This is a genomic window from Leisingera sp. MMG026 (assembly GCF_021654205.1).
GTDB lineage: Bacteria > Pseudomonadota > Alphaproteobacteria > Rhodobacterales > Rhodobacteraceae > Leisingera.
Map to the genome: position 1 here is coordinate 44,875 of NZ_JAKFZM010000007.1, position 25,223 is coordinate 70,097.

The 25,223-nt window shown below is 58.9% G+C and carries 27 protein-coding genes; 15 read left to right on the top strand and 12 right to left on the bottom strand.

From position 1 onward, the window contains the following. Positions 1 to 22 precede the first annotated feature (22 nt). Positions 23 to 637 carry a Crp/Fnr family transcriptional regulator gene (locus L1069_RS05340; RefSeq protein WP_237455011.1) on the top strand — a complete coding sequence of 205 codons (615 nt, stop codon included), beginning with the start codon at positions 23 to 25 and terminating at the stop codon, positions 635 to 637. Between the two features lie 5 nt (positions 638 to 642). On the opposite strand, the gene L1069_RS05345 is transcribed toward L1069_RS05340, so the two are convergent. From L1069_RS05345 to L1069_RS05375, 7 genes are all read right to left on the bottom strand, one after another. Further along, entirely contained in the window at positions 643 to 1,095 is a 453-nt protein-coding gene (locus L1069_RS05345) for a DUF411 domain-containing protein (protein WP_009807995.1), read from the bottom strand. Next, complete coding sequence (locus L1069_RS05350) at positions 1,092 to 2,006, bottom strand: sterol desaturase family protein (protein ID WP_212733583.1); 915 nt, start codon at positions 2,004 to 2,006, stop codon at positions 1,092 to 1,094. Before L1069_RS05350 ends, L1069_RS05345 begins: the two co-directional genes overlap by 4 nt. 3 nt (positions 2,007 to 2,009) lie before the next feature. Beyond that, the gene (locus L1069_RS05355) at positions 2,010 to 2,996 is read right to left on the bottom strand and encodes a cation diffusion facilitator family transporter (RefSeq protein ID WP_038008366.1); all 987 of its coding nucleotides are present in this window, start codon (positions 2,994 to 2,996) and stop codon (positions 2,010 to 2,012) included. 1 nt (position 2,997) lies between these two features. Then, positions 2,998 to 3,660: a VTT domain-containing protein gene (locus L1069_RS05360; RefSeq protein WP_038008367.1), complete on the bottom strand. Its 663-nt coding sequence runs from the start codon at positions 3,658 to 3,660 to the stop codon at positions 2,998 to 3,000. A 3-nt stretch (positions 3,661 to 3,663) separates the two neighbouring features. Continuing rightward, positions 3,664 to 4,113: a DUF6010 family protein gene (locus L1069_RS05365; protein WP_024099407.1), complete on the bottom strand. Its 450-nt coding sequence runs from the start codon at positions 4,111 to 4,113 to the stop codon at positions 3,664 to 3,666. Positions 4,114 to 4,274: 161 nt separating this feature from the next. Then, positions 4,275 to 4,712: an ion channel gene (locus tag L1069_RS05370; protein WP_040104431.1), complete on the bottom strand. Its 438-nt coding sequence runs from the start codon at positions 4,710 to 4,712 to the stop codon at positions 4,275 to 4,277. 89 nt (positions 4,713 to 4,801) lie between these two features. After that, the gene (locus tag L1069_RS05375) at positions 4,802 to 5,275 is read right to left on the bottom strand and encodes a rhodanese-like domain-containing protein (RefSeq protein ID WP_024099405.1); all 474 of its coding nucleotides are present in this window, start codon (positions 5,273 to 5,275) and stop codon (positions 4,802 to 4,804) included. A gap of 188 nt (positions 5,276 to 5,463) precedes the next feature. Here L1069_RS05375 and L1069_RS05380 point away from each other — a divergent pair, with 188 nt between their 5' ends. The 7 genes from L1069_RS05380 (at position 5,464) to ccmI (ending at position 12,152) form a co-directional block, all read left to right on the top strand. Further along, positions 5,464 to 6,186, top strand: coding sequence for a response regulator (locus L1069_RS05380; protein ID WP_058123704.1), 723 nt, complete (start codon positions 5,464 to 5,466; stop codon positions 6,184 to 6,186). Then, on the top strand, positions 6,186 to 7,652 hold the full coding sequence (locus L1069_RS05385; protein ID WP_024099404.1) for an ATP-binding protein: 1,467 nt from the start codon (positions 6,186 to 6,188) through the stop codon (positions 7,650 to 7,652). The genes L1069_RS05380 and L1069_RS05385 overlap by 1 nt, the downstream gene beginning before the upstream one ends. Then, positions 7,588 to 7,893 carry an SHOCT domain-containing protein gene (locus L1069_RS05390; RefSeq protein WP_233486461.1) on the top strand — a complete coding sequence of 102 codons (306 nt, stop codon included), beginning with the start codon at positions 7,588 to 7,590 and terminating at the stop codon, positions 7,891 to 7,893. Before L1069_RS05385 ends, L1069_RS05390 begins: the two co-directional genes overlap by 65 nt. Positions 7,894 to 7,958: 65 nt before the next feature. Beyond that, positions 7,959 to 9,959, top strand: a complete 2,001-nt coding sequence (locus L1069_RS05395; RefSeq protein WP_096873523.1) for a heme lyase CcmF/NrfE family subunit — start codon at positions 7,959 to 7,961, stop codon at positions 9,957 to 9,959. Between the two features lie 8 nt (positions 9,960 to 9,967). Beyond that, positions 9,968 to 10,534: a DsbE family thiol:disulfide interchange protein gene (locus L1069_RS05400; protein WP_024099401.1), complete on the top strand. Its 567-nt coding sequence runs from the start codon at positions 9,968 to 9,970 to the stop codon at positions 10,532 to 10,534. Next, positions 10,531 to 11,004 (top strand): cytochrome c-type biogenesis protein, encoded by a 474-nt coding sequence (locus tag L1069_RS05405; protein ID WP_024099400.1) that lies wholly within the window; start codon positions 10,531 to 10,533, stop codon positions 11,002 to 11,004. Before L1069_RS05400 ends, L1069_RS05405 begins: the two co-directional genes overlap by 4 nt. After that, positions 11,001 to 12,152 (top strand): c-type cytochrome biogenesis protein CcmI, encoded by a 1,152-nt coding sequence (ccmI, locus tag L1069_RS05410; RefSeq protein WP_096873522.1) that lies wholly within the window; start codon positions 11,001 to 11,003, stop codon positions 12,150 to 12,152. Before L1069_RS05405 ends, ccmI begins: the two co-directional genes overlap by 4 nt. 28 nt (positions 12,153 to 12,180) lie before the next feature. Here ccmI and L1069_RS05415 read toward each other — a convergent pair whose 3' ends face one another. Next, positions 12,181 to 14,310 carry a protein-disulfide reductase DsbD domain-containing protein gene (locus tag L1069_RS05415; protein ID WP_096873525.1) on the bottom strand — a complete coding sequence of 710 codons (2,130 nt, stop codon included), beginning with the start codon at positions 14,308 to 14,310 and terminating at the stop codon, positions 12,181 to 12,183. Positions 14,311 to 14,594: 284 nt separating this feature from the next. Beyond that, the gene (locus L1069_RS05420; RefSeq protein WP_058123700.1) at positions 14,595 to 14,897 is read right to left on the bottom strand and encodes a DUF2933 domain-containing protein; all 303 of its coding nucleotides are present in this window, start codon (positions 14,895 to 14,897) and stop codon (positions 14,595 to 14,597) included. 156 nt (positions 14,898 to 15,053) lie between these two features. On the opposite strand from L1069_RS05420, the gene L1069_RS05425 reads away from it, so the two are divergent. The 7 genes from L1069_RS05425 (at position 15,054) to L1069_RS05455 (ending at position 20,637) form a co-directional block, all read left to right on the top strand. Further along, a complete protein-coding gene (locus tag L1069_RS05425; RefSeq protein WP_058123699.1) occupies positions 15,054 to 15,614 on the top strand; it encodes a L,D-transpeptidase in 561 nt (186 codons plus the stop codon). Positions 15,615 to 15,642: 28 nt separating this feature from the next. Next, positions 15,643 to 16,101, top strand: a complete 459-nt coding sequence (locus tag L1069_RS05430) for a cytochrome c (RefSeq protein WP_058123698.1) — start codon at positions 15,643 to 15,645, stop codon at positions 16,099 to 16,101. Between the two features lie 372 nt (positions 16,102 to 16,473). Continuing rightward, on the top strand, positions 16,474 to 17,067 hold the full coding sequence (locus L1069_RS05435; RefSeq protein ID WP_058123696.1) for a cytochrome c: 594 nt from the start codon (positions 16,474 to 16,476) through the stop codon (positions 17,065 to 17,067). 2 nt (positions 17,068 to 17,069) lie between these two features. Continuing rightward, positions 17,070 to 17,987, top strand: coding sequence for a cytochrome c (locus L1069_RS05440; RefSeq protein ID WP_058123695.1), 918 nt, complete (start codon positions 17,070 to 17,072; stop codon positions 17,985 to 17,987). Positions 17,988 to 18,030: 43 nt separating this feature from the next. Then, positions 18,031 to 19,425 carry a multicopper oxidase family protein gene (locus tag L1069_RS05445; RefSeq protein WP_096873521.1) on the top strand — a complete coding sequence of 465 codons (1,395 nt, stop codon included), beginning with the start codon at positions 18,031 to 18,033 and terminating at the stop codon, positions 19,423 to 19,425. Further along, positions 19,422 to 19,904 carry a cytochrome c gene (locus L1069_RS05450; protein WP_058123693.1) on the top strand — a complete coding sequence of 161 codons (483 nt, stop codon included), beginning with the start codon at positions 19,422 to 19,424 and terminating at the stop codon, positions 19,902 to 19,904. The genes L1069_RS05445 and L1069_RS05450 overlap by 4 nt, the downstream gene beginning before the upstream one ends. A gap of 1 nt (position 19,905) precedes the next feature. Further along, complete coding sequence (locus L1069_RS05455; protein ID WP_058123692.1) at positions 19,906 to 20,637, top strand: DsbA family protein; 732 nt, start codon at positions 19,906 to 19,908, stop codon at positions 20,635 to 20,637. Positions 20,638 to 20,679: 42 nt separating this feature from the next. On the opposite strand, the gene L1069_RS05460 is transcribed toward L1069_RS05455, so the two are convergent. The 3 genes from L1069_RS05460 to L1069_RS05470 form a co-directional block, all read right to left on the bottom strand. Beyond that, positions 20,680 to 20,880, bottom strand: coding sequence for a heavy-metal-associated domain-containing protein (locus L1069_RS05460; protein WP_024099389.1), 201 nt, complete (start codon positions 20,878 to 20,880; stop codon positions 20,680 to 20,682). Between the two features lie 470 nt (positions 20,881 to 21,350). Continuing rightward, positions 21,351 to 23,621 (bottom strand): molybdopterin-dependent oxidoreductase, encoded by a 2,271-nt coding sequence (locus L1069_RS05465; RefSeq protein ID WP_211038627.1) that lies wholly within the window; start codon positions 23,619 to 23,621, stop codon positions 21,351 to 21,353. A gap of 8 nt (positions 23,622 to 23,629) precedes the next feature. Next, positions 23,630 to 25,201, bottom strand: coding sequence for an AMP-binding protein (locus L1069_RS05470; RefSeq protein WP_237455012.1), 1,572 nt, complete (start codon positions 25,199 to 25,201; stop codon positions 23,630 to 23,632). Positions 25,202 to 25,223 lie beyond the last annotated feature (22 nt).

Genomic DNA, 25,223 nt, shown 5'->3' on the forward strand with positions numbered 1-25,223 from the left:
GGTCCTTCAATGGGATGCTGTCATGTTTACGCTAGCAGGGGCGGGCGTATCGCAATATGATTGCAATCATATGTTGCCAGCCCCCTATGATCTTATCCCGAGTTCAGCCCTGCGCCCTTTTTCCGGCGCGGTTGGCGACATCATGTTTCACCAAGGCGGTCCCACCCACGGTCTCTATGTCGTGCAAACCGGGCGCGTGTATCTCGAGCGGGTCGGCCCAGATGGCGAGCGGTTCATCATTCACCGTGCCCAAGCCGGAACAAGCTTTGCCGAAGCTTCCGTGTTTTCAGAGGTCTATCATTGCGATGCTGTTTTCGTTCAGGCAGGGACGCTGATCCGGATCGAAAAGGATGCCGTTTTGGACGCCTTCGCCGACCCTGAGTTTGCGCGCGCTTTTGGTCGCCAGGCGGCTCAGCAGATACAGGCACAAAGACAGATGCTTGAGATCGTGGGTATCCGGCGTGCAGAAGACCGGGTGTTGGCGGGGTTGGTCGCGGGCCTGCTCGACGGCTCCGTGATCGAGTTCGCCGCCCGATTACAGCTGAGCCATGAGGCGACCTACAGGGCCTTGCGAAAGCTTGTGCAGGACGGGCGGGTCAAAAACCCCGCCCGCGGGATTTATCAGCTGCGCCCATGACCCGATCAGCTGTGGCTCGCGAAGACCGAGGTCACCCCGTCGGAGCCGACAAGCAAGGTATCAAAAGTGTCACCAGCCCCGGGACCGCCCATGCCGGGCGAACTCATCGGCATGCCGGGAACCGTCAACCCGCGCGCCACCGGTTGTTCTGCCAGCAGCCGCGTGATGTCCGCGGCAGGCACGTGGCCCTCGATAAAATAGTCACTTATGATCGCCGTGTGACATCCAGCAAGTTCCGGAGCGATTTGTAGCCGGTCTTTGAACGCATAAAGCGCATCCTGATCGACATCCTGCGCCTCGACCGTGAAGCCCGCTTGCCGGACATGATCGACCCAGGCGGTACAGCACCCGCAGGTGGGGGTTTTCAGGACTTTAATGACCGGTTCTGTGTTGGCCAGTGCTCGCAGGGGGAGTGTGGCAGCCGCTCCGGCCAGCAAAAATGTGCGTCTTTTCATCATGTGTTCCTTTTTGAAGTATCCGAGACCGTAGAACTGTGTGTTTGAGAGTCCAGAGGCTGTTCCTGCTCTGTCGGCGAGAGGGCGGGTGCATCCAGGGCGTGCCCGCTTGCCGGCCCGCGAAGGGGCTGGATCAACATCTTGTCGACCCAGAGGTCGCGCGTCGTGCGAAACTGCTCGATGCCGATCGTCATTCCCTCGTGGCCCTTCGCGGGCTGGGCAACGTAAGTACCCATGAGGCGGTCCCACCACGGCAGGTTGAAGCCGTAGTTTGAGTTGGTTTCGCGCGGATCGACAGAATGATGCACGCGGTGCATGTCGGGTGTGACGACGATCCATCTGAGCCACCGGTCGACTGGTCTCGGCAGGTTGATGTTGGCATGGTTGAAGAGTGCCGTGGCGTTGAGGATGATCTCGAACAACAAAACCGCGACGGCGGGCGGACCAAGCGCTGCGACCAAGCTTAGCTTGATCGCCATCGAGATAAGGATCTCAATCGGGTGAAAGCGCAATCCCGTTGTGGCGTCGAACTCGAGGTCCGCGTGGTGCATCCGGTGCAGACGCCACAACGTAGGGACGGCATGGAACATGACGTGTTGCAAATAGATGGCCAGATCGAGAAGCAGCATGGACAGGACAACGGCCAACCAATACGGCGCGCCGATAGTGTTGAATAAACCCCAACCCCGCTCCTCGCCCATGACCGCCAGACCAACGGCCAGGATTGGGAAAGACAACCGCAGGATCGCCGTATCGATCACGACAAGAGCCAGATTGTTCGACCAACGGATGACACGCGGAATGTCACGCCGCCGACGCGGGGCGGCGAGTTCCCAAAGCGCCATGGCGGCCAGCACACTCAAAAACGCCGTCAGACGAATCTCCGGCTCTGCGGCAAGTATCGTGTCCATCACAGTCTATGGCCCTTCTGTGTTAGGGCTTGGGTGCGGATGCGCATCTCGCACATCAGTCTTTTCTTGCGCAGCCTTTGCAGCCGCTATCTGGACTATATCAACATCCAGCGCGTGGCGCTCGTCGAGACACTCGGTTTCGAGCTGCAGCGTGACCATGTGAAACCCATGCTGCTCCGTCAGCCGTCGATAGGCCCTGTTCAGCAAGTGCGCGGCCTCGGCGGGTGCCCTATGGCGGATATGGGCGGAAAACGCGTGTTTGCCGCTGGTCAGCGTCCAAGCATGCACGTGGTGAACATCCACAACCCCGTCCTGGTGGTTCAGATCCGCCATCACAGCGTCGAGATCCGTTCCCTCGGGCGTGCCTTCCATGAGAATGTGGACCGCTTCTTTGATTACGCCGACGGAGGCCCAGAGGAGAACCACCCCGAACGCCATGCCGAGGATCGGGTCGATCGCGAGAAAGCCGGTGAACTCGATCACGAGAGCGGTCACGATGATCAGGAGGCTGCCGACAAAGGTCTGGATGATGTGCCAGAGCGCGCCGCGGGCATTCAGATCGTCTTTGCTCGATTGCCACATCAGCCCCAGCGAGATGACCTCTGTGACCAGGCCACCGAAGGCGACCCAAAGCATTGGGCCCGTGGCCAGGTGGATCGGATTTCCGAGCCGAATCGCGCCCATCCAGATCACCAGAAGCGCCATGCCGAGAAGAAAGCTGCCATTCACCAGCGCGCCGATGATCTCGGCGCGGTACCATCCGAAACTGCGCGCCGAATCCGCTGGACGGCGCGCAATCCGCTTCGCGATGATGGCCACGAGAACACCGCCAACCGCCGACAGGGTGTGAAACGCATCCGACAGGACGGCGATCGAGCCGGTCCAGAGCCCGACGGCGAGTTCAATCATGAAATAGACGCCGGTGAGCCAGGCAGAAATCACAAGGGCCTTGCCGGAACTCGGCATGTGTCCAGCGTGAGAATGATTGGCCATATCAGCTCTCCTCCCGTTGCGTACCGGTCTTTCGCGTCGCGGCAAAGAGAACCGACAGGCCCGTAAAGCCACCGAGCGCAAGCGCGGTCCATGTGGCGGTGCGGGCATCTCCGTTCATCGCCTGGCTGCCCATGTGAGCGAGCAAAAAACTTGCGGGAATAATCCCGGCCATCGTGGCCAGCGCGAACCTCCAAAGATGCAGCTTGCTCAGACCTGCGGCGTAACTGATCATATCGAAGGACAGAAACGGCAGCAGGCGACTGCCGAAGACCAGGAAGGTCAGAGTGTTCTGGGACCCGAACAGGCCTGCGTTAATCTTCTGACCGAGATGACGCTCAACGAAGGGACGACCCAGGCCGCGGGCCAGACCAAAGGCGGCAAGCGCACCGAGTTCCGCACCTAGAACGACGAAGAGCGTCCCGTACGTGTGTCCATAAGCCGCTCCGGCGGCGAGTGCGATCGGCGCCGAGGGCAGGGGGCTTGCCACGATAGCGATTGTCATAAGCGCCACGATGACAATTGGTCCGGCAAGACCTGCCGCCTCGATCCAGCGGTCAATTTCCGCGCGATCCGGCAGGCGAATGTCAACGCCAAGGACGTCCGGGAAGGCCAATGCGACGACTCCCATCAGGAACACCGCAATAAGAAGAACGCGCATCATCATGGATCAAAACACGGCATAGAGCAGAACGAAGAACGTCGCAGCCAAAAGGTCAAAGGCCACGCAGAATGGAATATACCAGTTCGGAATCCGGGCGAGACGATAAGAATTGTGGTGTGACATGTCCCAAAGGGCGTGCAGGGCCAAGCCCAAGGGGAGGAAGGCCCAATGCCATATCAGCCCCAGGAAGGCTGCCGAGCCGAACAAAAGGGCCACGGCGAGCTCTGCCCAGAACACGCGCGCTCTGCCGTCCGCGGCGCCAAAGCCGATATAGGCACCGCCAATCAAAGCAAGCGTGATCGAAGCAAGAGCTATCGAGCTCTTTTCATCCAAAAACAAGTGAGCCGGCATTGAGAGCAAGACAATCAACACGCCAACCCATACGGGAAATTTCAAGATATCCCCGTGTCGATGGTGCGATAAGTGATCGCCTGTCTTTTTGAAAATCTGTGCCATGGCTTGGTACCTAGGGATTCCAGCAACTGGAAGGTCAAGGGTTATTCATCCACGCGCGCAACGCGGCGCTCACTCAACCGTTCCACGGGGAGGTCAAAGGACCGATATCAGGACGCATTTGACGCTGACGCCCGGTTCATGTCCGACGCGCGTGGCGATTTTCAGTCATCTTTCGCCTTCTGCCAGACTTGCTGGCAGGCTGAGTAAAGAAACGTCGCTGACCAGGTCAGCAACATGAAGCCCAAAAGCGATTGCAGCATCAGCAACAGTCGAAAGGGCCCGACCACCTCTATGGACGAATAGCCAAGGGTCGAGAACGAGATGCCCGTAACATAGAGAACATCCTGAAACATCGGCGGGCTGTTGCTGAACGATTGCGGCAGAACGCTTGCCACCACCATCGTGTTGAACACGGCGAGCGTCACAAGTTCCAATACGTGCAGCAACAGCAACGCGGAAAACGTCAGGATGATCCGAAAGCCGGAGCCATCCGACCGCTGCGGGGAAAACTTCAGAATGCCCGACAACGCATAATGATGGACAATTCCCATCAGGATCGCCGCGCATATTCCGACAAACATGGCCATCAACTCGGTCATACCCCCAAACCCGTCTTCCTATTCAAACAGGTCAATCTGACCATACATCAGGCTTTTTAGCACAACTGGACCGATTGATTCTTCACAGGTCAGGCCAACGCGGGGGGCAACCCGTTCAGGGCGACATCCACCGGAACGGTCGGCAAGTTCGATGCGATCCAGCCAGGCCCTTCGCCTGATCCCAACATCCCTTCCGAGATATCGGCGTAGCCCGAATAACCAGCTTGTCTTAACGCTCGAAGCAGCGATGCGGAGCGTCCGCCAGTGGCGCAGATCAGTCCAACGGTGCGATCACCGCTCAGTTCCTTCGCCCTGAACAATCGGTCCGGAAAACCGGACGCGTGCATGCTTATCGGCCATACACCAGCACCTACGCCGGTTTCTTGCCACTCTTCGCGCGTTCTGACATCGATGATCCGCGCCGTATCCGATAGAAGCGCGTCAAAGGCATTCTCTGCCGACCAGACAGATCGGCTCTGCGCCAGCAGCGGTGACGCCGTGACGGTCAGCACCGTCATATGAGCACCCAGAATGAAACGGCGCCGGTTCAAATCAAGAGCCATATTCGAAAACCTCATCCTTTGATCGGTTGCGATCCCAAAGGTCACATAACATGCCAGCAACGCTACCCGGGAGCACGACACGGTGCAGGCACAGATTTGTATCCATCTGTAGCAAGGGACTGACCTGATACAAATGGCTACAATTCTGCCCATGAAACACGATGCAACGATGATTTAGGAAAGACACCATGGGACCGCCACCTCATATCCTTATCGTGGATGACCACGCACAGATACGTGAAAGCGTCGCGCGCTTTCTGGAGAAGAACGGAATGCGCACGACCGTCGCCAGGGATGCCGTGGAGATGGATGCCAAGCTGGCCACCGGTCACTTCGACCTGCTCGTGCTCGATGTCATGATGCCGGGCGAGGACGGTTTGTCGGTTTGCCGCAGACTTGCGCCAGAAGGTGATCTTCCGATCATCATGCTAACGGCGCTTGGTGAGGAAACGGATCGGATCGTGGGGCTGGAAATCGGTGCGGACGATTATCTCGCCAAGCCATTCAATCCACGAGAACTGCTCGCCCGCATCAAGTCGGTTCTTCGGAGAAGCAACCGCGACGAACCCGTGGCCGGAACCCTGGCTGGGAGGAAGATTTGTTTTGCGCACTGGATACTGGATACCGACCGGCAGGTGCTGATTGACGAGGCCGCAACCGAAACGCCATTGACGACCTCCGAGTTCAAATTGCTGGCGGTCCTGCTGGAACGCGCGAGGATGGTGCTCAGCCGTGACCAGTTGCTTGACCTGACCGCTGGTCGGACGGCAGGCCCGATGGATCGCACCATCGACAATCAGATCAGCCGCCTCCGTCGCAAAATCGAGCCGGATGTATTGCGACCGAGTGTCATCAAGACTGTGCGGAACGGCGGATACTGCCTGGCTGCCGATGTCGAGGATGCGCCGTGATGCGCCGTGCGATGAGATCTCTGAGCGGCCAGTTGATCCTGCTTGTGGTCGCGGCACTTGTCGTGGCCCAGGCGATCAGCCTGTTCCTGTTCGCTGACGAGCGCAGCCTGGCCATCCGTGCTGCTTTGGGGTTCGAGGCTGCTGGACGCGCAGCGAATGTGGCGCGGTTGATCGAAGAGGCCCCGTTGGACCTGCAGAATTCCATCCTTCGCGCGGCAAATTCACCACTTATCCGGTTTGATCTGTCAGACGCTCCGAGTGTGGAACACACCAGTCATTCGCATGGCGACCTTGTTGAAGGGCGTATCCGTGCGCTAATGGACGATAGCTACAGCCGCGATATTCGCGTTGAACTGCACGAGATCGAGGGCGAATTGAGGCCCTTGCCCAATCTTTCTGACGAAATGACGGAAATGCATCTCGCGATGATGCGCGGAGAGTTGACAGCGGTTGAAATGAACCTGTCGATCGCCATTAAGGGAGCGCGTTGGCTGAATGTCGGAACGCGGTTCGAGCGTCCACCAATCCAATGGCCTTTCTATTCGATGCTGACCTTTGGAATTTCCGCCGGACTGCTTTTGGTGGCGATTTTCTGGTTTGTCATGACGCGCCTGACGCGTCCTTTGCGGCACCTGTCGAAGGCCTCGGACCATCTTGGCCGGGGCGAGGATGTGCCTGAATTGACCGTCGCAGGGCCGACCGAGGTCAGGGATCTGACCGTCGCCTTCAACCGCATGCAACGACGGCTGACCCGGTTTGTCAGTGATCGGACACGGATGCTCGCAGCGCTTGGTCACGATTTACGCTCGCCGTTGACTGCTATGCGTGTCCGCGCGGAGCTGGTTGACGAAGAAGAGACGCGGGACAGCCTCATCGCATCGGTCGAAGAGATGCAGAGTATGGTCGAAGCGACGCTCACCTTTGCACGGGGCCTTACCGGATCAGAAGGCTCCGAAGTGGTCGATCTGCGCAATTTTCTGGACAGCTTGTGCAGCGATATGGCGGCACACTGCACCTTTGCCCCGAGTGATGATGTTGCCGTGCGGCTTCGACCCAACGCGTTCCGAAGGGCACTGAGGAACTTGCTTGAGAACGCCGTTCGCTACGGTGGTGCCGCAAAAGTCAGCTGGGCGACCCACGGTTCGAACCTCGTACTCAACATCGATGACAATGGGCCCGGCATTCCCGTCGACCAGTTGGAAAAGGTCTTCGATCCCTTCTATCGCCTCGAGCAATCGAGGTCTCTGGAAACGGGCGGTTATGGGCTTGGGCTCTCAATCGCGAGGACAATCGTCCAATCCCATGGCGGCGATATCCAGCTGGTCAACCATAACAGCGCGGGTTTGCGCGCTGTTGTCACCATCCCACTGGATGAAAGCGAACTAATCGAAGGAGAAACAGATGAAACTGAAAACGCTCATTCCAACGTTGCTGGCCAGCTTGCCCGCCAGCATGGCGCGAGCTGATGGTCCAGGCTCCTGGACAGGTCACATATGGGGCGGAGGCTATGGCTTTATGGGCGGCTTCATGATGCTCGCCTTCTGGGGCGCCGTGATCGCATTGATCGTGTTTCTGGTACTCAGGCTGCGGGACAATGGCACCCGTCCCCCGGACTCGGACGCGCAGGAAGCGCTCCGGCGCCGCTTTGCGAATGGGGAAATCGACGAAGAAGAGTTCCGTCACCGCAAAGCAACGCTCGACGAATAGACCCCGCCGCGGACGCCAAAGCCGTCCGACGCGACGCCCACCGACACTGGATAGGAAAGAACGCCATGTTCCCGGAAATTGGTCACTTCGCACTGGCCCTCGCGCTGGCCCTCGCACTTGTTCAAAGCGTTCTGCCGATTGCAGGTGCATCGCGTGGAAACGCCGTCTGGATGAAATCCGCCCAGGCGACGGCAATAGGACAAGTGCTGTTTGTGGCCATAGCCTTCGCAGCGCTGATGCAGGCCTTCATCGCCAGCGACTTCACCGTCAGGAACGTCGTCGAGAATTCCCATTCGCTCAAGCCGATGCTCTACAAGGTGGCCGGGACCTGGGGCAGCCATGAGGGTTCGCTGCTGCTCTGGATCCTGATACTCGCGGTGTTCGGCGCGGGCGTCGCCTGGTTCGGATCGAACATCCCCGCCGAGACCAAGGCGCGCACCTTGTCGGTGCAGGCGTGGATCAGCGTCGGCTTCCTGTCCTTCCTGCTGCTGACGTCGAACCCCTTCGAGCGGGTGTTTCCGCCGCCGCTCGACGGCAATGACCTCAACCCGTTGCTTCAGGACATGGGTCTCGCCATGCACCCGCCGCTTTTGTATTTCGGGTATGTCGGCTACTCCATCGTATTTTCCTTTGCCGTTGCGGCTCTTCTGGAAGGGCGCGTCGATCCAGCCTGGGCCAGATGGGTCCGCCCGTGGACATTGGCCGCGTGGGTCAGCCTTACGGCAGGTATCGCTCTTGGATCTTGGTGGGCCTATTATGAACTGGGCTGGGGCGGCTGGTGGTTCTGGGACCCGGTCGAGAACGTGAGCTTCATGCCCTGGCTTCTGGGCACGGCGCTGCTGCATTCCGCCATCGTCACCGAAAAGCGCGACGCGTTCAAAAGCTGGACCATCCTGCTTGCCATCCTGACTTTCTCGCTTTCACTTCTCGGCACGTTCATTGTCCGATCCGGCCTGCTTACCTCCGTGCATGCCTTCGCCGTCGATCCAGAGCGCGGGCTTTACATTCTGGGTCTGCTGGCCGTGTCCATCGGTGGGTCGCTGGCGCTCTACGCCTGGCGGGCGCCCGAAATGGAGCCGGGTGGTCTGTTTCGCCCGATCAGCCGCGAAGCCGGGCTGCTCGTGAACAACCTCATTCTGGCCGCCGCTACGGGAACGGTCCTGTTCGGGACGCTTTATCCGCTGATCCTCGAAGCTGTCACCGGGGACAAGATCTCGGTGGGTCCACCTTTCTTCAACGCGGCCTTCATTCCGATGATGCTGGCGCTGGTCGTGTTCATGGGTCTTGGTCCATTCCTGTCGTGGAAGCGGGCTGATATCGCCGGTTTGCTCGATCGCATTCGGTTCGTGGCCGTGCTGGCGGTCATCGCAGCTTTGGCCGCATGGTATCTTCTGAACGGTGGGCCGATCATGGCCTATCTTGCCATCCTCGGTGCAGCGTGGCTGCTTTTTGCAACCCTACGGGAATGGGCGCTACGCATCCGCCTGTTCGAGGTTCCCCTTGCGGAGAGCGCGAGACGCGCGCGCAACCTCCCACGTGCGTCACACGGCATGACGCTTGCCCATGCCGGGGTCGCCGTTTTGATGATGGGGATGATCGGCTCGACCGGATGGAAAAGTGAGGAGATCGTCTTTGCCGGCCCCGGGACCGAAGTCACGATCGCCGGGTTCGACATCACCTTCGAAGGGGCCGCAAAGGTTCAAGGGCCGAACTACATCGCGGATCGCGGCACCCTTGTGGTGCGTCGGGATGGCGAACTGGTCACGAAGCTGTTCCCGGAACGGCGGTATTACCCGGTCGCGGAAAGTCAGACGACGGAGTCGGCCATCCGGTCCACATTGGCGGGTGATCTCTATACGTCGATTGCAACGCCGGCCTCCGATCAAGTGAACAACGCCGGAGCCTGGACCCTTCGGATCCTCTATGAACCGCTCGTCAACCTGATCTGGATCGGCTCGATCTTGCTGGTGATCGGTGGCTGTTTGTCCTTGTCGGATCGCCGTTTGAGGGTCGGGGCGCCGCGCCGCGCCAAACAGCCAGCCAGCGATGCTGTTCCTGCGGAGTAGGAGAGAAGATGAAACGTCTCACTGCCGGGCTGCCGTTTATTGCGGCGGTCATATTCGGGGGGTTTTTTCTCTGGGGGCTCAATCCCGACCGGGATCCCAATGAGATCCCTTCCGTCCTGATCTCGCAACCGGCCCCGGCGTTCGATCTCGATCCCGTGCCGGGGTTGGAGACACCCGGCCTGGCCCGAAGCGATCTTGTCGGCAACGAACGACCGGTCGTGGTCAATGTCTTTGCGTCCTGGTGCGTGCCCTGCCGCGCGGAACATGCCGTGTTGACACGCTTTGTCGAACGCGGGGGCATGCGGTTGTTCGGCATCAACTACAAAGACAAACCAGAGGATGCCGTGAAGTGGCTCAATGACCTCGGCAATCCCTACGAGCGGATCGGGTCCGACCTGTCGGGCCGCACCGGGATCGAATGGGGCCTGTCAGGCGTGCCGGAAACCTTCATCGTCGATGGCGGTGGTACCGTTTTGTTTCGCTATGTCGGGCCGGTCGTCGGTCCGGACGCCGTCGAACGGTTCACGCAAGCCCTGAAGCAAGCAGGCGCACTGCCAAATGGAGCAGCATTATGAGACAGTTGATTTTCGCGTTTTGCATCGGGCTCTTTCCCTTTGCCGCCAATGCGGTCGAACCGGACGAAATGCTGAGCGACCCGGTATTGGAACAGCGTGCGCGGGAGATTTCCAAGGATCTACGATGCGTCGTCTGTCAAAACCAGGACATCGACAGCTCGAACGCGGGTGTGGCGCGGGACTTGCGTCTGCTCGTACGCGAGCGACTGGTCACCGGAGACGCTGACACCGAGGTGATCGAATACATTCGGGCGCGGTACGGGGATTACGTGCTGCTGAAGCCGCCTCTGGAGCCTGCGACCTACGCGCTTTGGTTTGCGCCGATCGCTTTCGTCCTCATCGGGGTTTTCGTTGGTGGTGGGGTACTGATGAGTCGGCGAAAGCAAGAGGCATTTGAAGATTTGGGCTCGGAGGATGAAAACACCGTGTCCGAAATTCTCAGACGAAACGAAGCGGGGGATGCGTCATGATCTGGGGTATTTTCGGTCTTCTGACGCTGCTCGCAGTCGGAATTGTCCTCTACCCGCTGCTGCTGTCCAAATCGAACACTCTCACCAGAGGAGATGCGGTACCGGCGATCCTTGCCGATCAGATGCGGGAAATTCAACGAGACATGGACCGCGGTTTGATTTCTGAACAGGAAGCTCAAGCAGCCAGACTCGAAATCAAGAAACGGATCCTCGCGACGACCCGCAATTCGGGAGAAAAAACCGGATCATCCCGCAATGGCGGCAGAGTCACTCTCGTTGTCGCGGCGGTCCTCGCGCCGGTTATTGCCGCGGGCTACTATCTGACAATGGGATCGCCTGAGGTGCCTTCAATGGCCTTCGCTGCCCGTGCAGAGGAGCGCGCACAGACTGATGAAGTGATGGCGCTTGCAATACAACTTCGCGAAAGGCTTGTATCCGATCCGACCGGCGGCCCCAGCGAAGGGTGGATGCTGTTGGGCCAGACCTATCAGCGCATGGGCAGAACAGTTGATGCTGTCGAAGCATTTGAAGTTGTCGCCAAACGGGAGGATGCCACCTCCGCGACATTCTCTATGCTGGCGGAGGCTGTCGCGGTTGCCAATGATGGCGTTGTTATTCCACGGGCGAAATTGGCCATTGATCGCGCTTTGGAACTTGACCCATCCAATCCTGCGGCAACCTATTTCGAGTCTCTCTACCATCTTCAAAAAGAAGAGACGCGTAAGGCCTACGATCTGCTCGTTTCCCGGCTGAACCAGGAAAAGACGTTCGTGCCCTGGATGGAAACATACGTTTTGCAGATCAACCGGATTGCAGCGGCCGCCGACCTCCCGGTCGTCGATCTACCCAGCGGGCCGACATCACAACCCGGCCCGAGTGCGGCAGATGTTGCGGCGGCGTCAGAGATGAATGACGCGGACCGCGCGGAGTTCATCCGCTCGATGGTCTCGCGGCTGGCTGGGCGTCTTGAGGATGAACCGGAAGATCTGGATGGTTGGATGCGGCTGGCAAACGCCTATACCGTCCTTCAGGAGCAGGATCGCGCCATTGAGGCCTACCGTAAGGCTGAAGCGCTGTTGGAGCAGCAGCCCGCCAATGATCCTCGGCGTGCGGCGGTCCGCGCTGCGCTCGAGCGGCTCGGCGGCTGACTGCTGGTCGGTGTCCCGCCCGGGCAGATCACTCCTGTCCGGCAACCTTTGCGGAAACATCTCGACCGCTGGCTTGCGCCAAGGCGTCCATCACGTCTTCGGTCGTAAGCAATTCGGACAGCACAATGCCGTTTGGTGCCGACGGTCCATAGACGGCATTGAAAGGGATGCCATATCTGCCGAAACTCTCAAGGTAACGGGAAATGCGCGCGTCCGGGCGTGTCCAATCTGCCTGCATCGGCGTGACGCCTGGCGCGTCCAGCGTACTGCGGACCGGCTCCCGGTCGATGACAAGTGTCTTGTTCGCTTTGCAAGTCAGGCACCAGTCAGCTGTTACATCGACAAAGACGACCTCTCCTGCGGACACGCGTTTCGCTATGTCCGAACGGTCAAATGCGACCCAAGCCAACGCCGATTGCGACCCTGCACGGGCAGGCGCTGATTGCTGCAGGAGAGGACCCGCGGCAAGAGCCAGAACAAGACTGGCCGTGGCAATAGACCATCTGAATTGGGACTGCACATTCGGGAGGGACAAGATCAGAACGGCGAGACCGGAAGACGCCGCGACCGCGATGACGGAGGCCAGCCCGGCGACACCGTCGAGCACCCAGAACAGCCAAACGGCGGTTGCAAGCAGCAAGATCCCCATCAAGCTCTTGACGATCAGCATCCACCGGCCAGGTTTGGGCATGAACGCGACCAGACGCGGGAACGCGGCGATGACGAGATAGGGCAGGGCGAGGCCGAGCCCGAGGCTCGTAAAGACGATGAGAATGTCCACGCCACGCCCGGCCAAAGCAAAGGCCACCGCGGTGCCGAGGAACGGTGCCGAACAAGGCGTCGCCATGACGGCACCGAACATGCCGGTGAAAAAGTCGGCGGAATATCCGCTCCGCCCTCCGGTATCTGCAAGCCTTGTCTGCATGCCTTGTGGAAGGGCGAACTCGAACGCTCCGAACAGATTTGCCGAAAAGACGAGCAGGGCTGCGATCATCACCGCAAGAAATAGCGGACTTTGAAATTGCAGCCCCCACCCGACGCTGAGCCCTGCCGTCTGGAGCGCCCAAAGGATGAGCGCCAGACCCCACATGAACGTCATGATGCCAGCGGCGGCTGCGACGAAACCGAACCGGACACGGGTTGTGTCGTGATCTGTGTGTTTGAGCACAGACGACACCTTGATGGACAGCACCGGCAGCACGCAGGGCATCACGTTCAGGATCAATCCACCCAGCAGCGCGATCACGGCAATCCAGAGCAGTTCCATCATGTCCGGTGTCGTGGCGGCCAGTTCGAAGGGCGGTGCCGTACGTCGCGCCACGCGATCCGCAATCACGGTGAAGGCCCGGTTCTCGCCATCGGTGACGGTAATCGACGGCGCCACCGTCACATCCGTATTCGACGAGAGGATCGGCAAGCGCGCCCAAAGCAAATGATCCTCTTCTCCCAAACGTATATCGGGTTTGCCAAGCGCAACACCGATACCCAGTTCGGGAAACACATCCGGCGACTGGAGTGGTTCATCGACGCGCAGATTGACGATCAACTCCGTGAGGTCTTCGTCGATGAAGGCATTTGCCTCGCTGACGCCACCCGCCTCGGCTCCTTCGGGGACGCGCTCGGAAAACGTGCCAATCAGCCCAGCCGCAGTGCTGTCGATGTCGTTGCCGCGTCCGAGGCGAAGTGACAGGTCAAACTCTTCCGGGACACAGACATTGGAGCACACCAGCAGTTTGACTTGCGCGGAAAGAGTCACAGGTGCGCCGGGATCTTTGAGCGTTATGCGCAGCGGAAAGACGACTTCACCCGCATAACCAAAATTTTCGATGCCGAAGGCGGTGAAGCGTGTCGGGGAAGGCCACATGAATTCGACATCTGCGACGTTTTCGGAACCGCTCCATTCGACCGAAGGCGGTATTCCCACCTCTCCTGGCGACCGCCAATAGGTCTTCCAGTTTTCGTTCAGTTGGAGATGAAGTCCGGCGGAAAGAGTCTGCGTGTTCTTGGAAACACCGTCCTGTGCCGTGATGAGATGCGCCTTCAGCGGAGAGCTTTGATACGCGGCTGATGTCTCCGCCGAGCCACTGCCAGAGGAAAGCGCCAGGATCAGTGCGGGCAAAATCAGAACCCGGCGCAGTGTCGACAGGGTTTTCGCCAAGGATCCGCTTCCTTCCCTTAAAGCCGGCTCGGGTTGAATCTGCACCCGGAACTTTGTCTCAAAGACCGCCGACGGCAAAGCCTTGTCGACCATCAGAACAAACAACACGCGCTACGTCGACAGAGGACGAGGATATCAACCGACACCCGTCGGGGAGGATGATCGATGCCTGCTTGGTGGAAACGATGACCTCCCGCTCGGGACAGTCTTCAAGACTTGCGGCGCATCCGCCAAGCGTTGTAATCGTCAGCAACCATGCGCTTGCTCGCATTTTCCCGCGCAAATTATCGCCTGTTGCGTGCAACCACGGGAATCGCAGAAGGCACGGACACGGGTGTTTCTTCGATACTGCCTTTCTCTTCGTTCGAATGGCACGACTTTCCCATAAATTTGTGCATCACGAGATGCGCACCGACGCAAAGCAGGAGTGGGGCGAAAGCCGCTGCATTGCCCCACATGCCCGCCAATGTGCCGCCGGCAAGAAAAAATCCCGCAATGGGCAGCAGCATGACGACGCAACACGCCATCATTCCGTAATGCATGAGCCTGTCCGTGATCGGCTTTTTTCTGTGGTTTTGGTGGTCCATGACACCCTCATTGTCTCGTTCTTCGCGCCATTTGCGACCCTCCAGCAGGGTAAGGTCAAGGATACAAATGGATACACTTCTCGCGGCCTTGTCAGGTTGCCTGATGCCGGGTCTCCCGTAAAAGAGATGCAACAAACCCGAGGCTAGGAGTGTGTCATGACGACATTGCGAAACAAAAAGATCAATCGACGAAGCCTATTGGGGTATGCGGCTGTCGCTTTGGCTGCACCAAGCGTGGTTCGAGCCGAAACCATTCGCCGCAACATTTCTTCTTTCCGAGTTCATGACTGGCAAGACCACTTCGACGCACTCGGAAAGGGGATCATCATCTCCGATACCGTGACGAAGTCGCTCCAGCATTGGACATCAGATGGCGAGATGCGGATCTACCCAACTTCCGTTCCGCTGACCGACGAACTCACCAAACGCGGTTACACCGAAGTGGTGGAAAAACGCAAAAACCCCAGTTGGGCGCCAACGCCCTCCATGCGGGAACGCAATCCGGAATGGCCGGCTCGTGTCGAGGGGGGTGATCCGGACAACCCCTTGGGCACTCGTGCACTGTACCTGTCGTGGCAGTACTACCGTATTCACGGGACACAGGATACGCGCAAGATCGGCCGTCGGTCGTCAAACGGCTGCATCGGTTTGTTCAACAAACAAATCGAGGAGGTCTATGAGCGCATGCCTGTCGGCACTCAGGTCAAACTCATCTGACACAACGGGCAAGACGGAAGACACAAGCATGGATAAATTGACCGCACTTATCGCAGCCGTAGTTATAGCTGGCGGGGGAGTTGCAACTTGGCAGTTCATTTCTGCGGAAGATACAGCGATGGGTCATTCCATGACGCCTCCTGACACGAGTAAGATAGAAGCAGGCGACCCAATCGTTCAGGTCCAACTGCCGGCAGAATTCTCGGAGCAAGCCACGATTGGGAAAACCATATTCGAGGCTAAGTGTTCCGAGTGCCATGGAGCAAACGCAGCGGGACAAAACGGGATTGCCCCGCCTCTTGTGCACAAGATTTACGAGCCAAGCCACCATTCAGACATGGCCTTTGTTCTGGCCGCTCAAAATGGCGTGCGTGCGCATCACTGGAAATTCGGTAATATGCCAAGGATCGAAGGACTGACACAAGGAGACGTCAAGATGGTTGCCGCCTATGTCCGCGAACTACAGCGGGCCAACGGGATTGACTGATGCGTTGGTCGAAGACAAACCGATGGATTCTGTCGATCGTTTTCGGCCTTTTCCAAGTGGTTCTCGGAGTGCCTGAGGCGCCAGCGTTTCATGGTGAAGCGTCCTTGGCGCAAGAATTTCACGCTCACGAAGATGTAGGGTCATCGACGAACGAGGCCTCTGGCCACTGTCATCCGGGACTCGATTGTTCTGTCACGGCTGTGGTGTTTCTCCAGCCAAACGTGGTTTACGAGCCTCAGTTGCTGACGGCTGTCATGCAAGACGCCGCGACCCAACTAACAGAGTTGCGCTCCACCAGCGATCCTCCACCGCCACGACGGTGGGTCTGATTTCACATCGCTCGAAAAGCAGACCCAAAGAAGGATCCAAGACATGAAGAAGACAACTATCACAGCGGCAGTGTTGATTGCAGGAACCGCGGTTGCGGCATTTGCGCATAGCGGTGCCACGGGCATCGTAAAGGAACGCATGGATGCCATGGCCGCCATGGGAAAGGCAGTCAAAACCGTAGCCCCGATGATGCGGGGTGAAACGGCCTATGACGCAGAAACAGTGGGCGATGCAGCGCGCCTGTTCCAGCAGCACGCCGGCGAGAGCATGACAAAGCTGTTCCCGGAGGGCACGGGGGGCATGCCCTCGGAAGCCAAAGACGAGGTGTGGACCGATTGGGACCGCTTCGCAGCATTGGCAAGTCAGCTGGAGGAATACTCTGAGGGCCTGGAACGCGCAGCCGACAATGGGTTAGGCGGCATGGGTGGCAATACCTCCACGGATGGCGCCTCGATGATGGGCGGCGGATCCATGATGGGAAGCGATACAACCATGATGGGCGGGAGCGCGATGATGGGCAGAGGCGGCATGATGGATGCCGCCGCCATTTCCGAAATGCCCGCCGACGCGGCATTCGCGATGACGACCCAGGTCTGTTCCGCATGCCATGAACGCTTCCGGGCGGAAGAAGACTAACCATGCGCCGGTTTTTGACACTCGTCAGCGGGGTCGCCGTGCTTGGCACGGCCGGCCTCGGCGCTGTTATTGCATGGCCTGTCGGCAGTGCAGTGACTCCGATTGCAACAGAGGGCAATGTCGACCGGGGCGCATATTTGGCGCGCGCCAGTGGGTGCATTGCCTGTCATACCAATTTTGAAGCGGGCGGCGCACCACTTGCCGGAGGGGCGCCGCTCGAAACCCCGTTCGGAACGTTCTATCCGCCCAACCTGACGACCGACCCCAAACATGGCATGGGCGAATGGACGGCAGAACAGTTCGCAAAAGCCGTGCGGCAGGGGATCGGCCCCGATGGAACGCCCTACTATCCATCTTTCCCATATACGTTCTATGCGGATTTTTCTGACCAGGATATCGCTGACCTCTGGGCGGCGTTTCAAACCGTGCCGCCCGTGGACGAACCTGCACCAGAAAACGATGTCAGCTTCCCATTCGATCAACGATGGGGGCTGAAGCTCTGGCGAGCGGCGTTCTTCTACGATCCGGATACCGAACCGGTTGAAGGGCGAAGCGGCGCATGGAACCGCGGACGGGAATTGGTGCGCGGTGCGGCACATTGCGGAGCCTGCCATACGCCGCGCAATCTTGCAGGAGGTCGCGATATCGGTGCTTCCTTTGCAGGCAACGCCCAGCTTCCCGGTGGCAGCAAGGCACCCGCGATACGGCCAAAAGACCTGGCCAAAAACGACTGGACGGTTTCAAACCTCGCTTATGCGCTCCAGACCGGCATCACCCCTTCGGGCGATGCTTTCGGCGGCAGCATGGCGGAAGTGGTTCGCGAGGGAACTCGGTTTCTGACACCTGCCGATCGCGAAGCGATGGCGCTTTTCCTGCTGAACAAGGACACGGTCGAGGCGGAGAACCCCGCTTCGAACTAACATCACGCGGGGGCAACAAGCCCTCGCTTTATCGAGGATCGAAATGAAACAAACACGTCGGGATTTCTTGCGCCATGCGACACTGGCGGCCTGCGCGGCGGCCATCCCGCGGTCGGCTTATGCCGCAACCCCGTTCGAGGACGTGGTTGCCAAGGTTGCGCGTCAACAGCTTCTTCCGGACACCTACCCGGGAACAGAGATCTGGGGCTATGACGGCCTCGTTCCGGCTCCGGAAATTCGGGTCGCTCAAGGCGATCGGGTGCGCCGCAGGTTCCGCAACGAGGTTCCTGACCCCAGTTCGGTTCACTGGCACGGAATCCGGATCGACAACGCGATGGATGGCGTTTCAGGGCTGACCCAGGAGCCCGTGGCACCGGGTGAAACCTTTGACTACGACTTCGTCGTACCAGACGCGGGCACCTATTGGTATCACGCGCATAATCGCTCATACGAGCAAGTCGCGCGTGGTTTGCGCGGTGCCTTGATCGTCGAAGAGGCCGATGGGCCGGACATCGACAGCGAGGAAGTCATCGTTCTGGAGGACTGGTTGCTCGACCCTGAGAGCGGGCAGCTGTTCGACAATTTCGAACAGCCTATGATGATGAGCCATAGTGGACGTACCGGCAACTTCATCACGACCAATGGGCGCTATGACCTGACCTTGCCCGCGAAGCGTAACGAACGCATTCGCTTGCGCATCATCAACGCAGCTAGCGCGCGGATTTTCCCGCTGAGGCTATCGGGGGTGAGTGGCTGGACGATGGCCCTGGATGGGATGCCTATCGGCCAACCCCAGCCGGTTGACGGTGAATTGATCCTCGGTCCCGCACAGCGCGTGGACCTGATCGTCGATGTGACCGCAGACGAAGGCGGAACCGCAGAGGTGCTGCGCATCGGCGATGATGATCAACTGACCCCGCTGGTGACTTTTTCCGTCGATGGCACAACCAGTTCAGTACCGAGAGACAAGCCGCTGCCGCTGCCGCCGAATCCCGCGGCACACGCGCCGGACCTTGCCGAAGCGCGTGATTTGCGACTGGTCATGTCCGGTGGAGCAATGGGGCGGATGCAGTCTGCCATGCTCGGAGGGGAACGCCTTGGGTTTCGTCAGCTTGCCCAGGCGGGCAAGTTCTGGGCCCTGAATGATGTCGCCGAAATGACCGACACGCCATTGGCCGATCTATCCCTGAACGAGCCGGTGCGCTTGAAGATCGAGAACCAGACCGTGTTCCCACATGCGATGCACCTGCACGGAATGCATTTCCGTGAGCTGCGCCCCGACGGCGCGTTCGGACCGATGCGCGACACGATCCTGTTGGCTGGCAACGAGTCCCGCGAGATCGCCTTTACGGCGGACAATCCCGGCAAGTGGCTGTTCCATTGCCACATGCTCAGCCACGCCGCGTCCGGCATGACAACCTGGATGCGGGTCACATGAGGTATCTCGTTTGGTCCGTTCCGATCACTGTTGTCGCAGCCGCTTTCACCTATTGGCTCTCGACCAGTGCATCCTCGGATGTCGGCAGCGCGTCCAAGGCGGAGAGCTCCGACATCCAAGAAGGCGCGTTGCTCTACGCAGACAACTGCGCGTCTTGTCATGGCGCAAATCTGGAAGGCCAGCCGGAATGGCGAACGCCCGGCGCGGATGGGCGCCTGCCAGCACCACCGCATGATGAGACGGGTCACACCTGGCATCATCCTGACAGCCTGCTCTTCGATTACACAAAACTGGGGGGTGCGGCGCTTCTGGCGCGTCAGGGTGTCGAATACGACAGCGGAATGCCGGGTTTCGCAGACGTGCTGACCGACCAGCAAATTCACAACATCCTGGCCTTCATCCGGTCCACCTGGCCAGACCGCGTTCGCGAAGTCCAGGCCGCGCGGACAGAAGCCGACGAACAACGGGGAGATAATTAAAATGCGTTTCAGACAAGCCTTCACGACTGTCGCGATAGCTGCCTTGCTTCCGATACCGGTACTCGCCGACGAACTGTCAGAGTCCCGGGTCAAGGAACTTGTGCTCGAGGCAATCCGCGAGAACCCGGAGATTGTCATGGAGGCCGTGGCGATCCTCGAACAGAGGCAGGCGCAAGCGCAGGAGCTCAGTCAGGCCCAAGTTCTGAATGACCAGCGCGATCTGATCGAGAACGATCCGAATGCGCCGGTTCTCGGCAACCCGGAAGGGGACGTCACCGTTGTGGAATTTTTCGACTACAACTGTCCCTATTGTCGGCGGGTCAAACCCGAGGTGCGGGCTTTGATCGAAGAGGATCCAAACATTCGCCTCGTCTATCGTGAATGGCCCATTCTCGGAGACGGATCGGTGTTCGCCGCGAAAGCGGCCTTGGCAGCGCGCAAGCAGGACAAATACGAAGAGTTTCACTGGGCGATGATGGGGCTGGAAGGCCGCGCGGAAGAGGCCTCCGTGCTGCGCGTTGCCGAGGAGATCGGCCTGGATATCGCGCAGTTGCGCAAGGACATGGAGGCCCCCGAGGTCGAAGAGCACATTGCGACATCCATGCAACTGACCCAAGCTCTGGGCTTCAACGGCACGCCGTCTTTCGTGATCGGTGACGCGCTGGTGCCTGGCTTTGTCGAAAAGGCGCAGCTTGCCGACTTGGTCGAAGAAGCCCGCAAAGACGAAGACTGAAAGTTCTTGCCCGGACCGCCCCTGGGTGGTCCGGGCACTGCATCAAGCGGCCGCAGGTTCCACGTCATAGCCCGCATCCCGAATGATCGCTTGGACCTGATCGGCTGGTAACACGCTGTCGACACGCACTTGTCGGGCAGAAAGGTCACATTCTACGCCTGCATTCGGATCTGCGGTTTTCACTGCGCTTTCGATTGCTGCGGTGCAATGCCCACAGCTCATGTCCGGAACGCTGAACTTCATCGGAACCACTCCTTGATCTGATTTCTGCCGGTGACATGGGGCTTCCCCGCGCTGGAAGGCCCAACCGCCCCGAACGTGCACAGATGGGGGTTATGAGGAACGTATAGAGAACGTATGATGGAGTGGCCGTTCGCTGCGCCGTGCGTGAACGGGTAAGATGCGGGACAAACCGGCCTTTTGCTGGTGCAACGGTTGCTCACGCAGCATTAGTCAATACATGCAGCGGCGTTCATGCGGCGTCGCAATTCAAATCGTCGAAGCGGTCATTCCCAGCCGGTCTCGGCGTCACCATTCAAACTGCACTTCGCCGCATGATGTCCGGACAAGAGAGACGCGCAACCGAGTGGACATGGACAGCTCTTTTGCTTGTGGCGCGCGTCAGCCAATGCAAATAGGTCCGTTGGGCCGGACAAGTACTATGGTCATCCCACGTGAATTTTGAAGTCTTGTTTTGCTGTTCAGCGTTCAGTTCACCTTTTTTGTTGAGGCACTTGGCCTGCAATAGTCTCTACTTTGACAAGGCAAGAATGCGCCACGGGACCCTGGGCCAGTCTTGATGTGCCTTTGTCACGGGTCAGCACGTTCGGGTTGCCACGGCGGCAGAGGTCGCCGTCAGAATAGAGCCATGCGCCGGTCGCAATCTGGATAGCGCCGGGTCGGATCATGTCGCTGATCCGCAGTTCAGCAAGGCATGCGCCGCGGGTGTTGTGAATTTTGACAATCTGACCTTCGATCAGCCCGCGCACCGCTGCGTCTCTCGGGTGCATCGTCATCGGTTCAACGCCCTTTGGCCGGTCAGCCTGGCTGACCGCGCCGTGATCTAACTGGCTGTGCAGCTTGTTGCGGGGCTGGTTGGATATCATGTGCAGATCGTCCGGGGCAGCAGCGCCCAGCCATTCGGTCGGTTCCATCCACGCAGGGTGGCCGGGACAATCGTCATAGCCGAAGTCTGCGATGGTCTGCGAAAAGATTTCGATCCTGCCCGACGGTGTGGCGAGCGGGTTGGCCTCCGGGTCGGTGCGAAAAGCATCCAGCATGACAGTGGGCTTGTCCGGCACCGGTACCTTGACCCAGCCGTCGCGCTGCAAGCTCTCCCAATCGGGCAGCTCAACACGTTGTCCTGCGGCCTGTTGGCGCGAAACCTCCCAGATCCAGCGTTGCCAATCCTGCGGGCTGCGCCCTTCGGTAAACGCCTCTTCCACGCCCATTTCAGCGGCAATGCCACGTAGGATTTCGTGATCATCACGCGCCTGTCCCACGGGTTCGATGGCCTGATCCATCACCACTTGATAGGGGTCTTTGGGCGTCAGTGCGATGTCGCTGCGCTCCAGCGGCGTGGTGCAGGGCAGCACTATATCGGCATGTTTGGCCAATGCGTTCCAGCACCATTCATTGGCGATGATGGTCTCGGGCTTGGCCCAGGCCCGCCGCATACGGTTCAGATCCTGATGGTGGTGGAAGGGGTTGCCACCGGCCCACCAGACGAGCCGGATGTCGGGATACTTGTAAGACGCGCCGTCATAGTCGAATTTCCCCCCGGGGGTCTCCAGCATGTCTGTCACGCGCGCCACGGGGATGAAATCCGGCACAGGATTATGGCCTTGCGGAAAGGACGCATAGTGGATTGGCGTGCGGTTCAATCCGGTGTTGTTCATCGCCGAATAGCCAAAACCCAGGCCCGTCCCCGGCAGGCCGATCTGCCCCAGCATCGCCGCAAGTGCGATGGCCGCCCAAAACGGTTGTTCGCCGTGATCCTGACGTGTCAAAGCCCAAGCGGTTGAGATCATGGTCCGGCTGCGCGCCATGCGACGGGCCAAATCACGGATGGTGTCGGCAGGAATCTCGCAAATGTCTGCGGCCCATTCAGGTGATTTGGGAATGCCATCCGTTTTGCCCAACAGATAGTCAGCAAAACGCGCAAAACCGACGGTGTAGCGGTCAAGGAACGCTTGATCGTGCAGGTCTTCGTTGAGCAACACATGGGCCAGCGACAGCATCAGCGCCACGTCTGTATTGGGCCGGATGGGCAGCCAATCTGCGTTGACCCGGTCCAGCAGGTCCGCCCTGAGAGGAGAGATATTGACGAACTTGACGCCTGCCTTGTGTGCCGCAAGCAATCCGCCTTTCTGTACGTGTGCGCCGGTCCCACCCTGGCTGATTTGTCCGTTCTTCAGAGGCACACCGCCGAAAGCGACGAACAGGTCGCAATCTGATGCAATGCTTTCCCAGCTTGTGGTTGTATCCAAATGCCCGCGGAAGGTGCCGAGGACATGAGGTACGAGCACCTCTGCCGCAGCGAAGGAATACGTGTTTTTGGAACCGGTATATCCACCGATACAGTTCAGAAACCGCTTGAGCTGGCTTTGCGCGTGGTGAAACCGCCCTGCGCTGGCCCAGCCGTAAGACCCGGCATAAATCGCGCGGTTGCCATGGGTGGAGCGCACGCGGGTAAGCTCTGCAGCGACCAGCCGGTTGGCCTCAGCCCAGCTTACCTCCACGAATGCGTCCGACCCGCGTTTGTCACCCGCCGTGCCCGGGCCACCTTCCAGCCAGCTCTTGCGCACCATCGGGGCCGTGATCCGTGTTGGGCCGTCAAGCACATCCACAATCCCCGGCCCAATTGGCGAGGGATCTGGGTCATGCTCAAACCCGCGAAGGTTGGTGACACGACCATTCTCAACATCCACCCGGTAGGTGCCCCAATGCGTCGCCGTCAGCAGATCCCGTTCGGAATTCGTCATTGGATCACCTATGCCGTTAAAGGTGTGAGTTCACCGCGTTCGAACAAATCGCGCAAGGCGAATTTCTGGATCTTGCCGGACCCGGTCATCGGAAAGCTTTTGACCTCAATCCAAAGATTTGGCGTTTTTTGCGGAGACAATTCGGATCGGCAATGAGATTTCAGTTCCGCCGCGCTCAAAGTTGCATCGCCCGATGTCCGGAGGAAACACGCGATTAACTCGCCCCACTTCTCGTCGGCGATGCCGACCACAGCGACTTCTTGAATCTCTGGATGCGTTAGCATCGCATTCTCGATTTCCGCAGGGAAGTGGTTCTCTCCGCCACGAATAATCATCTCTTTTACCCGTCCGGTGATCTTGAGATAGCCTCGCGCATCCATTGTGCCCAGATCGCCTGTATGAAGCCAACCGTCTGCGTCAATCGTCTCGGACGTGGCCGCTGGGTTGTCGTGATATTCAAGCATAGTGCACGGACCGCGCGCGCAGATTTCACCTGACTCGTTCAGGTCAGCGCAGGAATTGTCAGTCAAGCGTCGGATTGACACGTCTGTTTGCGGGATCGGCTGGCCAATCGTCTTGCAGATATCATCAATGCTGTCGTCCAAGTGGTGCTGGGTGATGACTGGGCAGTGCTCCGTCTGGCCATAGAGGGTCGAAAATCCGCATCCAAACGCTTTCTTCACCCGTCGTATCAAATCCGCGGCAACATTTGCGCCGCCGCAGCTGATCACGCGCAGCGCAGTTGTATCACGTGGGTTAAGTTCCTGTTCCTCAAGTAGGGCGACCACCATTGTCGGAACGCCCAGAATGACATCGGCCTTTTCGCTTTCAAGCAGATCGACGATGCGCGGCGCGTCAAACAAGCTGACAAGTACCATATGCGCGCCTACCTGCATTGCGCCCAACGTCACCATCCCACAGCCGGATGTGTGAAACATCTGCATTATGTTGATCCAGATGCTGTTTTGTGTGACGCCGCAGCGATTTGCATAGAAGCGCGCGTTGTTCAACAGCCCCCCATGGGATAACAGCGCGGCCTTTGGAAACCCGGTCGTTCCTGACGTGTATTGAATTTGTGCCGGATCGGAGGTCGACACTTCAGGAAGACGTGCCTCGTTTGAGCTTCGTGCAAACAAAACGTCGTGATCATCAAGATCAGTTACTTCCCGCAGGAAGTTATTGCCGTCGCTGGCAAGCGTGGCGATCTGTGCCATAGGGTTGCCCCTGAATTCCTGAACATGGAACAGGCCAACAGCGCCAGACTGCTCGAGTACATACCGAAGTTCTTTGGCTTGCAGCGATGGGTTGGCCGTTACAAGCACCAGACCGGCAAGCGCACAGGCATATTCCATCAAAACCCATTCAGGGCTGTTTGGAGACCAGACCACAATCTTTTCGCCCTTGGTAAAACGCGAACTCAAAGCAAGCGCTAATCGTTCGCAATCATCCCAAAGCGCGCCGTATGTCCAGGAGCGTCCCCGAGACCCATCTTGACGGATCTCAGTCAGTGCCGGCTTGTAAATGTTGCTTGCTGTGACCTCCCTTAGGCCTTCGCCAATAGGCACATCGATTGCATCCATGTCTGACTGAGCTGGGAAATAC